This is a genomic window from Methylobacterium gossipiicola, assembly GCF_900113485.1.
GTDB lineage: Bacteria > Pseudomonadota > Alphaproteobacteria > Rhizobiales > Beijerinckiaceae > Methylobacterium > Methylobacterium gossipiicola.
In genome coordinates this window covers 1-10,467 of sequence record NZ_FOPM01000046.1, presented here as the reverse complement: position 1 = coordinate 10,467, position 10,467 = coordinate 1, and the positions used below count along the sequence as shown (strand labels likewise).

The window sequence follows — 10,467 nt, the reverse complement described above, 5'->3', positions numbered from 1 at the left end:
GCGACAGCTGCTCGGCCGAGGCCGACAGTTCCTGCGAGCCCGACGACACGTTGCTCGCCGCCATAAGGGCTTCCGTCACCACGCCGCGCAGCTTCACCGTCATGGCCTGGATCGCCGAGAGCAGATCGCTGATCTCATCGCGTCCCGTGACGGCGACATCCTTGGTCAGGTCGCCGGCCGCGACGCTCTGGGCCGAGGCCACCGCCTTGGACAGGCCACGGGAAATCGTGATCGCGATCCAAGAGGCCATGGCGATACCCAGCAGGACCGCGCTGACCGCCACGGTGATCGTGATCGTACGGGTCGACTCATAAGCCCCCTGCGTATCGTGCACGAAGGTCTGGGCCACCTGCTCTTCGTAAGACCGCAGCTTGGCGACCTCCTCCACGACCGCCTTGCGGGCGTCGGTGAACGGGCCGACATAGGTGCGCAGGGCCTTCGCATCGGTGTTGGCGACGCCGAGGGCGAAGATCTTGTCGGCCACCGCCGTCCACTGCCGCACCGCCGTGGTGAGGGAGCCGACGCCGTCGGAGAAGCCGCCGGTCGCTCCGAGTTCGGCGAGCTTGACGAGATCGCGGTAGAGGGCGCTGCGCAAGTCACCGAATGCGGTGGCGGTCTTCGCGAGCGCGGCTTCATCCGTGATCACGACGGCGCGGTAGAGATCCCCGCGCATCTGATAGCCCTTGACCTCGAGTCCCTCGAGCAGGCTCCGTCCCTCGACGGAGAGGTCGGCGCGGTTCTTGAGATCGGACAGGCGGGTCGTCACGTCCGCGAAGGTGGCGGGCAACTCGGTGGTCGAGAGATTGGCCGCCGTGTTGTTGCCGTTCAGAACCGCGAACTCCATGCCCTTGGTCACGGCTTCGCTCAGCTTGGTCCAGTTGTCGCGCAGGGGCTGAATCCGGGCACGCTCCTCCACCGGCACGAGATCGGTGTAATCCTTTAGGAGACCCTGGAACTTGGCGTCATGCGCCTTGAAGTCGGCGAACAGCTTCTCGCGGGACGCGTTCGTGGGTTCGAGCAGGGACCGCGCAAACATCCGCGCCGCATCGAAGGACATCGACTCGAAGCGCAGGACCCGCTGGATCTGCGAGAAGGGGCGAGCCGCGAAAGCCTGCATCCGATCGTTGGAGCTGCTCAAGCTCGTGATCGCGAGGGTGCCTATTCCCCCAAGCATCAGGAGGACGAGCGCGAAGGCGACCCCCAGCTTGGCTTTGATCGTGAAACGCATCGTAGCTCCTCCAAATCAGTCAATATAATTAGTTCAGCACACGCTCGATATCGGGGATGATGACGAATTCATCCCCAAATTTGACAATGTTTTTGATGTATTCAGGGCGCCAGCTGGTTCCGATCTTCGGAATTGCCTGACGCTCGTCGAAATTGATTTCTGTTACCTCGAACACTTTGTCGGCCACGAGGGCGACCACCACGGGATCGTCCTCGATGGGCACTTCGATCACCACGAACCGGGTGTCGCGCGTGGCCGCCGTCGGCGGCATGCCGAAGCGCTCGCGGATATCGGCGAGGGGCACGATGTTGCCCCGCACGTTCACGACATTGGCGAGGTGGGCCCGCGCTCCCGCGACCCGCGTCGCGGGAATCGGATCGATGATCTCGCGCACCATGTTGGCGTCGAGGGCGAAGGTCTCCGCTCCGATGCGCAACATCACGACCTGCAGGGCGCCCTCCTGCCGAACGGCCTCGGCGGTCTCAGCCATCACGCCACCTCCTGGAAATCTTGGATTCTCTCGGCCCCGTCGCCAGCCACGAGCTGACCGACGTCGATGATGAGCGCGGCGGTGCCGTCCCCGAGGATCGCCGCCCCCGAGAAGGTCGTCACATCCGCGTGCAGCTTGGACAGCGATTTGATCACCGTCTGGTGGTTGCCGATGATCTGATCGGCCACGAGGCCGATCCGGGCGTCACCGGCGGTGATGACGATGACCTTCTGGTGCGGATCCGGCTCGCCCTCGGCGCCGAACAGGCTACGTAGGCGCAGGAACGGCACGAGTTCGCCGCGGATGTTGAGGAAGTCGCGCCCCCTCGTGTTGCGGTCGGCCTCCGGCAGCTCGACGCATTCCTCGACGGCCGAGAGCGGCAGGACGTAACGCCCCTCCCCGACCCGAATCAGCAATCCCTCGATGATCGCCAGGGTCAGCGGCAGCCGCAGGGACACGGTGGTGCCCGCCCCCGGCACCGTGGAGATGTCGATGGTGCCCCGCAGGCCCTCGATGGTCTTCTTGACGACATCCATGCCGACGCCGCGCCCCGACAGGGCCGAGATTTCCTGGGCGGTGGAGAAGCCGGGTGCGAACAGGAACTGGTAGATCTGCTGATCGGTGAGTGGCGTCCCCGGGGCGACGAGGCCCTTCTCCTCGGCCTTGGCGCGAATCCGGGCCGCGTCGAGGCCGGCGCCGTCGTCGCGCACGCTGACGAGGACCTGTGCCCCGACATGCTCGGCGGTGAGCGAGATGCGGCCCGTCGGATCCTTGGGACCGGCGCCGCGACGCACGGGGTCTTCGATGCCGTGGTCGATGGCGTTGCGGATGAGGTGGACGAGGGGATCGGCCAGGCGCTCGATCATCGTCTTGTCCAGCTCGGTGTCCTCGCCCTCCGTGACGAAGTCGACGGGTTTGGAGAGATCGCGCGAGAGATCGTGGACGAGGCGCCGGAAGCGGCTGAAGAGCGAGCCGATCGGCACCATGCGGATGCCCATGGTGGTGTCGCGCAGGCGCGCGGAGAGGCGCTCGATCTCCTCCGAGATCGACTTGATCCCCGGATCGGCCTGGAGGCCGGCGAGCTGGCTGAGGCGGGCCTGGGCGATGACGAGTTCGCCGACCCGGTCCATGAGTTCGTCGAGGCGGCTGGCTTCGACCCGCACCGTCGCGGAGGATCTGTCGTCGGGCCGCCGGGCAGCGGCGCGGGCTTCGGGGGCCTGAGCCATCGCCTCCGCGGCCGGCGCCGGCCGGTGAGCCGGGGCGGGCGGAACGGGCCCCGAAGCGGGCACGGTGTCGACCGGCTTCTCCGGCGCCGTGGCGACGGGAACCTCCTCATCGAGGGAGGTCAGGGTCAGCGTCACCTCGTCACCGACGAAGATGAAAACGTCGTCGATGGCCTCCCGGCTCACGTCGCCGGTCAGGGTGACGTCCCACGCGATCGCCAGGGCTTCCGGATCGAGGGCGGCGAGGTCGGGGACTCCGTCGAGGCGGGGGGTGATCTCGCAGGAGCCGAGATCCCGAAGATCGTCGAGGAGGGCGAGGGGATTGGTGCCGTTGCGCAGGATGCCAGGATCGAACACGACGCCCATGCGCCATCCAGAGGCCGCATCCGCGACGGGTTGCGGCACCACCGTCGCGGCCGCGGGCACCGGGGCCGGCGCGGACCCGGCGACGAGGTGCTTCAACTCTTCAAGGACGGCTTCACCGATGATATCAGAAGTGCTGTCCGGATCCTCGATGAGCATCCGGATGTAGTCTTTGGCCGACAGGGACACGTTGACCAGTTCGACGCTTGCCGGAACGTTGCCCTGGCGCACGAGATCGAACGCCGTCTCGAAATCGTGGGTGAACGCGGCCACGCGGTCGAAGCCGAACATGGCGCCCGACCCCTTGATGGTGTGCAGGGCTCGAAAGGCGGTGTCGATGAGCACCGCGCTACCGGGTTTCTCGCCGAGGTCGAGGAGGGTCGACTCGAGGGTGTCCAGAAGCTCGGCGGCCTCCGTTCTGAAGATTTCGATGGGATCGAGGCTGCTCATCTCTGCTCCGGGCCTGTTCGTGCGCGGGGTCTGGTCCGCCGGATGCCGCGTCGGTTCGGGCAGGCCGTCCGAGGACGAACCGGCCATGTCCCGCCGTGTCGGGCCGCAGCGGCGCGTCGCCGATCCGAAGCCCATCGGAACATTCATCGGCACACGCAGTTCTGTTCCCCACCTAAAACAAATACTGCATCAAAAGATAATTTCCGGTTACGCCCCAGGATTCCAGCGTAAACCAACACCGAACATCAAGATAGAATGATCAATTTATAAGATAATACGCTTATACCATAATCACAGGATCATCCTTGGGGCAGCCGATGCGGCCCATTCCGCAGCCCTTCCGAAGGGGAAGCGAAGGACGCGACGCGCCTCGCTCCCGTTGCATCGAGCGCGGAAGGATGATTTTCCTGTGCGGATTATGGCCGTTCGACGCGATTACGCAGCGGTCTCCCATCCGTCGCAGGCCCGATGACCGGCGGAATCGGGTTCGCTTCGCCGCCGCACCGCCCCCGAACGAGGAGCGGTTCTGGCGTCGGCGGGTTATGCAGGGAGGGGGGAGGACGTGCGGGCCGGGAAATGGGGGGCCCGCAGAGGTTTCGAAGTACCACCGCCACCGGGGCATCCGGCCCCCCATTCGGTCCCTTGAGAATGGCGGCGTTCGGTCATCCGCAAGTGTCTTGAGGGCCTTCCGGTCCCGCGACTGCTTTCCTCAAGCGGGCACCGCTTCAGGCGCGCGGACGGGTACGGCTGGCCTGGACCACATCCCCTGGGATCGATTCGTGCGTGAGGGACAAAGGCCGGGATCGTGCGGGAGCGGCGCGGCCGCTCCGATGCCCGTTCGCTTCAGTGGTCGGCGTAAAGGCGCGCCGCGTCCTCGATCCGCTGGCGTCCCGAGAGGAACGCGGAGACACAGGTCGGATCGAAATGCTTGCCGCGCTCGCTATCGATATAGGCCAGGGCCTCCTCGAACGGCATGGCCGCTTTGTAGGGGCGCTCCGTCGTCAACGCATCGAACACGTCGGCCACGGCCACGATGCGAGCGGCTAGGGGAATCAATCTCCCTCGCAGGCCAGCCGGATAGCCGCTGCCGTCCCAGCGCTCATGGTGGGCGCCTGCGATTTCGGCCGCGAGTTGAATGAGCTCACTCTTGCTGCCCGCGAGGATCTCATGACCGATGGCCGCGTGGCTCTTGATTCGAGTGAACTCGTCGGGATCGAGGCGGCCTGGCTTCAAGAGGATCGTGTCCGAGATCGCGACCTTGCCGACATCGTGCAGGGGTGCGGCGAGGTAGATCGAGCGGCAGGTGTCGGCCGAGAGACCGAGCTCCTCTGCGATGATCCGGCTGTAGACCGCGACCCGGACGGTGTGGCTACCGGTATCGTTATCCCGGTATTCCACAGCGCGGGAGAGGCGAAGGATCATCTCCTCCTCGCGTTCGAGGAGTTTGTGGGTGGCGACGTTGAGGGCATGCTCCAGCAACGACGCCTGGCTGTTCATCCAGTGCAAGGCGGCCGACAGTTTCACCAGGTTGCGCAAACGGGCCGTGAGCTCTGTCCGACCGACGGATTTCGACAGGAAGTCCGTCGCGCCTGCCTCGATGGCCGCGAGTTTCACCTGCTCGCTGATCTGCCCGGTGATCATGACGATGGGGACGGTGCGGTGGTTCGGTTGCCCACGCAGATGCCGGATCACGTCGAGCCCGGTCAGAACCGGCATGAGATAGTCGACGACGATGAGGTCGAAGGCCGTCGTCCCTGCCGCCGCGATGGCGACGACGGGATCGGAATAACCATGGCACTCGCGCAAGCCGATCCCGGTGATCACCTGTTTCAAATGATCGAGATTGGACTGCGTGTCGTCGATGACGAGGGCGCGCATGTCGGGGAGGGCCCGGACGATCTCGTCGCCCGACATCACGGCCGGATCGGCGTACTCCGGAGAGGCGGCAGGATGCTGCAGCCGGTTCATTGTCGCCCGTCCGTCCTAGTCATATGGTTGCCGCGCCGCCCCGACGCGGTGCCGCGACCCTGGGAAAGGTCGCGGTGGATCGTCCTGCGGAGACCTCGCCGGGGAGTCGCGCAGGCACCGTGGAGGCCGTCCGACATCAGGCCCGTATCAGCTTGGCGACCACCGCCAGAAGTTGCTCGGGCTTGAAGGGCTTGGTGATCCAACCCGTCGCGCCGGCGGCCTTGGCCTGCTGCTTGATCCCTTCGTCGGACTCGGTGCTGAGGAACAGGATCGGCACGCCCGTGACCGAGGGCAGGCCCCGCAAATTCTTGATCATGTCGAGGCCGTTCATCACCGGCATGTTCAGATCGGTGATGACGAGATTGACGGTGTTGCTCTTCACCTTGGCGATGCCCTCGGCGCCATCGCCAGCCTCGATGACCGTATGCCCCGCTCCAGCGAGGACAACCTTGACCATTTGTCGGATACTCGGAGAATCGTCGACGGCAAGAATGGTGGCCATGAATAGGGTACTCCGGAATCGCGGTATCAGGAAACGAGGCTCTCGGGCGAAACGCCGGAACGCCGGAAGGCAGTCATCACCACGTCGGGCACGTGCGCGAGACGAAGGGACTTGGATTGGCGGCGCGCCGTTCCGACCGCTGACACGACAAGTTGCACGAACGCGATGTCGGCCCGCGCGACCTCCCCGCAATCGAGGGTGAGGTCCGAAGTCCGGGCGAACGCCGCACCGAGGTCGCCATGCAGGGCCTGGATGGTTCGAATGCTGCAATCGTCGGGCAATTTGAGGATCGCTGGAGCGGACATGGCAAAACTCGGGACTCGCGAGGCCCGGACGGAACACCGGACGCCGACCAGCTTGGCCATGGCGGTTGTAAATCTTCCGTGAAGCTCACGTGGAGCGACAAACTATTCCGAACGCTAATATTTCGGAAAGCCCACCCGACGAGAGTGGAAGCTGCCCGAAACGACGTCCCTGCGCGGGACGTCGTTTCGGAACGGACATGAATGGACAAGGGTGCCGAACGATGGCCACGGAGGCTCTTTTGGAAGCGCGCAAGCGCTTCTCCAACCCATGGGCGCCGCGACGGGACCGTGACCTCGATCATGGGCGCCCTTCCCTGCCGATGGCCGCGCCCTCCTCTGCCCCGCGCGACACCGCTGTGGATACGGACAGCCAGGCGTCCGCCGTCCAGGCCGGGCCGAACTCCATCGACCTGCTTCAGGGCTGGCTCGGCCTGTCGACGCTGCAGCGCCGGACGCTCGAAGCCCTGCTCGGCGAGATCCACCTCACCTCCACCGACGTGGAGCACAACGTCCACAATCTGTCGGACCGCTTCCAGAACATCGCCGCGACGACGCAAAATCAGGCGGATATCGTCCGGAACCTCGTCGCGTCGATCCAGACCGTGCAGATCCAGGGCAAGTCCCTCCACCTCTCCGAAGTCGCCTCGGGCCTCGGGGAGACGCTCTCGGCCCTCATGGAAAAGGTGGCCTTCCTGTCGTCGCGCGGCGGCGAGACCGCCGACGCCCTCGACGCCGTACTGACCGAACTCGTTTCCGTGGAGGGCAGCGTCGCGCAGATCGAGCGGATCAATCGCCAGACGAACCTCCTCGCCCTCAACGCGAAGATCGAAGCGGCCCGCGCGGGGGAAGCGGGACGGGCCTTCGCCATCGTCGCCGACGAGGTTCGTGCCCTGGCCAGCTCGATCAACGGCCTGTCGAACACCATCAAGGAGCAGATCGGGGGTATCGCCGTCGGGCTTCGCGGCAGCCGGGTGCTGCTCAACGACATCGCCGCCGTCAACATGTCGGAGGAGAGCCATCTCGCCGAGGATCGCGTGCGGATGGTGATGCAGACCTTGATCGAGCAGAACGCCCAAGTCTCCGACGTGCTGCAACAGACGGCCGAGACGACGCAGGCGATCACCGGAGATGTGGCCGCGGCCATCGTCGGCATGCAATTCCAGGATCTGGCCAAGCAGCGCCTGCAGAACACCGGTTATATGCTCGAAGCCCTGGGAACGGCGCTCGGCCAGTTCGAGGAGACGACACGCTCGACCGTCCCGGCTGCCGGGGGGGCGGAGCCGGACAAGGCGTGGCTCGAGGCCGCCGTCGCACGCTGTACCCTCGGGGAGGTTCGGGGACGTCTCCAGCAGCAGTTGTTCCCAGGCAGCGCCTATGCGCCCCCCATCCCCTCGACCACAGACGACGACCTCGACGGCATCGATCTGTTCTGATCGGTCCCCGGTACGGCGGACGGCGACTTTGGCGTCGCCCGCCGTGGCAAAGCCGCGTCCGGGTGGTCCGGAGAGGACGAGAGTGCCCTGGGTTCGACGAACCACGCTCCCCAGTTGGGCGGAATAGGCGGCGAGATTTCCTACCTGTACCAACGCCGGAGGCTCGCACAGGCGGGGCATCGTGGTAGCCCCTCCCGCGTGCAGGATGGCCTCGAGAAGGCGACGGCGCCGGTCGATGGTTTAACCGGATGGCACTCAGCCGAAGGAACTGAAGCCCTCGAAACTCTCGACATGGGCCATGGCCGATTCGGGATCGTCGGCGGATGCCGGAGGCTGGATTTCCGCAGGCCCGTCCGGCACAGGCTTCGGTTGGTTTGGGTGGATCTCGTCAGAGACAGATGCGAGCGGCGAGGCAGAGCGATCGAGCTGCACGTCTTTGGTCATCCAGTCTCCTTGCGTGATGACGTCGGCCTTAAAGCGAAGCTTGGAATACCTCAGCCGACCCCAGATGGGAAATGGCGCGTGGGCGTCTTCGAATCGTACCGGTTTCCCGCCGGTCGAGATGCTCCGTTCGGGGGAGGCGCGCAGCCCTACCGGACCGGCATGATCCGCACTCGGCCCTGAAGCGGGCCGGGGGGATCGCACACGCCCGGTCACCCTGGCACTGTCATCACGCATTGCCGCGACTGCGATGGCCCGGATCGATCCCACCCCGCGCGTTGGCCCCGTTCTCAACATCACCTACGCCGGCAGAATCACCCGTGATGCCGGTGAGATCCGTCCCGATCCTACACTTTGGACTGGCCGATCCTTGGATTGCCTTTCCGTTCGGCGTCTATCGGACAGCGGCCTTCGGATGCCGGTGCGACATGGAAGTTCCAAGCCTCGACCCGAAGCGCCCCATGTGCATCGGGACGAGGTAGTCCCGGCCTCACGCCAGACGCCGCACCAGCGTTCGCTCCATGATGAGACCGATCGTGAGCGACCCCAATCCCCAGCCGATTACGTAGAGATAATCGACGCTGATCCCGAGAGCCGGATAATAGCCCAGCCTGACCCATTCGATGATCTGTACGATGGGACTCCATTTCATGGCCTCATAAATCTGAGGCGGCAAGAATTGCGGCAAAAAATAAATACCCGATGTCAAGTACAATGAGACCGTCACCAAGAGGTAGCCGATCTGCCACCCTGGAAAAAACGACAGGATACCAACATTGATCGCGCCGATCCCCAGCCCGAGCAGCAGCGCGGCACAATAGCCTCCGACGGCCATGATCGGCTCGTCGGGTATTGGATCGATTCCGAAACAGGCCAGGATCGCGAAGACGACGAGGAGGCCCGTGAAGCCTTTGACCACCTCGACGATATAACGCGCCACGATCAAATCGAACAGCTTGACCTGTGGATAGTAGGTCAGGGGCTTATTGGTGAAGATCGCTTTCATCGCCTCGCGGGAGGTATATTGAAACACCAGGGCCGGCACGGCACCGGTGGCAATGAAGAGCGCGGTGCTTCCCTCGAGCGGTGCCGCGATGCCGCGAACCACCATGATCGCCACAATCAGGAAGATGTGGGCCACGGGCCACATGACGACGACGAAATAGCCCCAATACGAGCCGCCGAACCGGGTCCGCATGTCGCGCAGCATGAGGGCGTGAATCACATAAGCGTAAACGACCCAGTCGCTCCGCTCGACATGCTGCTTAGGTTCGTAATGGGACATGGGCGATCTCGACGGACAGCGACGGGTTTTAAAGGGCCTACACTGGGAAGGCGTCAAAAATGCGCGTGGGATGGCGGGTCGTCTCCTGACATCCGGACCGGTGGGCAAGATCCGAAACCCCACCGGCCAGTGGACCGGTCACTATCGGAGCAGACCCCGATCCTAGCGGCGAGTGATGGGGGAAGCGGGGGCCAGGAGGCGCTCACTTGGCGGTTGCTGGAATGTCCCCCATCGGAACGATGTTCTTCGTCGCGTCACTTCCGAGGAAAACGAAGGCAATGACCGCAGCTAGAACCGTGCCCGTTCAGGTTAGCTCATAGTCATCGTATCCAGCGGCGATGAGATAGTTTCGGCATTCGTCAGGTCTGAAAGCCGCGAAGGCGTCCTGATTCGCCCCCACGGGGTGGTTCATTGCCAGGTTTGGTGGATCATGCTGCGAGGAGGAAGCGTCGGCGCAGGAAGTCGAGCTTGGCGCGGCCGTACATGGTGCGCTTGAGGAGCTTGAGGCGGTTGACCTGCCCCTCGGCCTGTCCGCTGCTCCAAGGCAGGCGAAGGCCGGCACGAACAGCGGCTGCATCCTGAGCGAGGGTGATGGCGAAGCTCTCGACCTCCCGCACACCGCAGGCACGGGCGTCGGACAGCCAAGCGTCGAAGGCGGGGGCGATGCTGGGCATGGCCAGCCCGCCGCCGCAGCGGCTGCGGACGATCCGACAGAACCGTCGGCCGAGGTCGACGACCTTGGCAGCCTCGTCATCCTGCAGCACGCGCGCGACCACAGC

The 10,467-nt window shown here is 64.8% G+C and carries 11 protein-coding genes; 2 read left to right on the top strand and 9 right to left on the bottom strand.

The genetic code is table 11. From position 1 onward, the window contains the following. The 3 genes from BM249_RS20565 to BM249_RS20555 all read right to left on the bottom strand — a co-directional run. The coding region (locus tag BM249_RS20565; RefSeq protein ID WP_143103826.1) for a HAMP domain-containing methyl-accepting chemotaxis protein at positions 1-1,228 on the bottom strand (1,228 nt) is incomplete at its 3' end. 28 nt (positions 1,229-1,256) lie between these two features. Beyond that, complete coding sequence (locus BM249_RS20560; protein WP_091975455.1) at positions 1,257-1,718, bottom strand: chemotaxis protein CheW; 462 nt, start codon at positions 1,716-1,718, stop codon at positions 1,257-1,259. Beyond that, positions 1,718-3,754: a chemotaxis protein CheA gene (locus BM249_RS20555; protein ID WP_091975457.1), complete on the bottom strand. Its 2,037-nt coding sequence runs from the start codon at positions 3,752-3,754 to the stop codon at positions 1,718-1,720. Before BM249_RS20555 ends, BM249_RS20560 begins: the two co-directional genes overlap by 1 nt. Before the next feature lie 85 nt (positions 3,755-3,839). Here BM249_RS20555 and BM249_RS21810 point away from each other — a divergent pair, with 85 nt between their 5' ends. Beyond that, positions 3,840-4,013, top strand: a complete 174-nt coding sequence (locus BM249_RS21810) for a hypothetical protein (protein WP_177232477.1) — start codon at positions 3,840-3,842, stop codon at positions 4,011-4,013. A 584-nt stretch (positions 4,014-4,597) separates the two neighbouring features. Here BM249_RS21810 and BM249_RS20550 read toward each other — a convergent pair. The 3 genes from BM249_RS20550 to BM249_RS20540 all read right to left on the bottom strand — a co-directional run bounded on the left by BM249_RS20550 (position 4,598) and on the right by BM249_RS20540 (position 6,589). Further along, positions 4,598-5,722: an HD-GYP domain-containing protein gene (locus BM249_RS20550; protein ID WP_091975453.1), complete on the bottom strand. Its 1,125-nt coding sequence runs from the start codon at positions 5,720-5,722 to the stop codon at positions 4,598-4,600. A gap of 136 nt (positions 5,723-5,858) precedes the next feature. Beyond that, complete coding sequence (locus tag BM249_RS20545) at positions 5,859-6,224, bottom strand: response regulator (RefSeq protein WP_091975451.1); 366 nt, start codon at positions 6,222-6,224, stop codon at positions 5,859-5,861. A gap of 26 nt (positions 6,225-6,250) precedes the next feature. Continuing rightward, a complete protein-coding gene (locus BM249_RS20540) occupies positions 6,251-6,589 on the bottom strand; it encodes an STAS domain-containing protein (RefSeq protein ID WP_091975449.1) in 339 nt (112 codons plus the stop codon). Positions 6,590-6,885: 296 nt separating this feature from the next. On the opposite strand from BM249_RS20540, the gene BM249_RS22070 reads away from it, so the two are divergent. Then, the gene (locus tag BM249_RS22070) at positions 6,886-7,962 is read left to right on the top strand and encodes a methyl-accepting chemotaxis protein (RefSeq protein WP_244528891.1); all 1,077 of its coding nucleotides are present in this window, start codon (positions 6,886-6,888) and stop codon (positions 7,960-7,962) included. Between the two features lie 255 nt (positions 7,963-8,217). Here BM249_RS22070 and BM249_RS21455 read toward each other — a convergent pair whose 3' ends face one another. The 3 genes from BM249_RS21455 to BM249_RS20525 form a co-directional block, all read right to left on the bottom strand. Beyond that, positions 8,218-8,406: a hypothetical protein gene (locus BM249_RS21455; RefSeq protein WP_143103825.1), complete on the bottom strand. Its 189-nt coding sequence runs from the start codon at positions 8,404-8,406 to the stop codon at positions 8,218-8,220. A 487-nt stretch (positions 8,407-8,893) separates the two neighbouring features. Then, complete coding sequence (locus BM249_RS20530) at positions 8,894-9,688, bottom strand: ABC transporter permease (RefSeq protein ID WP_091975446.1); 795 nt, start codon at positions 9,686-9,688, stop codon at positions 8,894-8,896. Positions 9,689-10,116: 428 nt separating this feature from the next. Further along, positions 10,117-10,467, bottom strand: a 351-nt coding sequence (locus BM249_RS20525) for a transposase (RefSeq protein ID WP_143103824.1), incomplete at its 5' end; no start/stop codon positions are given.

Excerpts from the sequence above, each read along its gene's own strand:
- BM249_RS20530 (WP_091975446.1), bottom strand. The coding sequence starts at position 9,688 with ATGTCCCATTACGAACCTAAGCAGCATGTCGAGCGGAGCGACTGGGTC.
- BM249_RS21455 (WP_143103825.1), bottom strand. The coding sequence starts at position 8,406 with ATGACCAAAGACGTGCAGCTCGATCGCTCTGCCTCGCCGCTCGCATCT.
- BM249_RS20560 (WP_091975455.1), bottom strand. The coding sequence starts at position 1,718 with ATGGCTGAGACCGCCGAGGCCGTTCGGCAGGAGGGCGCCCTGCAGGTC.
- BM249_RS20555 (WP_091975457.1), bottom strand. The coding sequence starts at position 3,754 with ATGAGCAGCCTCGATCCCATCGAAATCTTCAGAACGGAGGCCGCCGAG.
- BM249_RS20540 (WP_091975449.1), bottom strand. The coding sequence starts at position 6,589 with ATGGCCAAGCTGGTCGGCGTCCGGTGTTCCGTCCGGGCCTCGCGAGTC.
- BM249_RS21810 (WP_177232477.1), top strand. The coding sequence starts at position 3,840 with ATGTCCCGCCGTGTCGGGCCGCAGCGGCGCGTCGCCGATCCGAAGCCC.
- BM249_RS20550 (WP_091975453.1), bottom strand. The coding sequence starts at position 5,722 with ATGAACCGGCTGCAGCATCCTGCCGCCTCTCCGGAGTACGCCGATCCG.
- BM249_RS20545 (WP_091975451.1), bottom strand. The coding sequence starts at position 6,224 with ATGGCCACCATTCTTGCCGTCGACGATTCTCCGAGTATCCGACAAATG.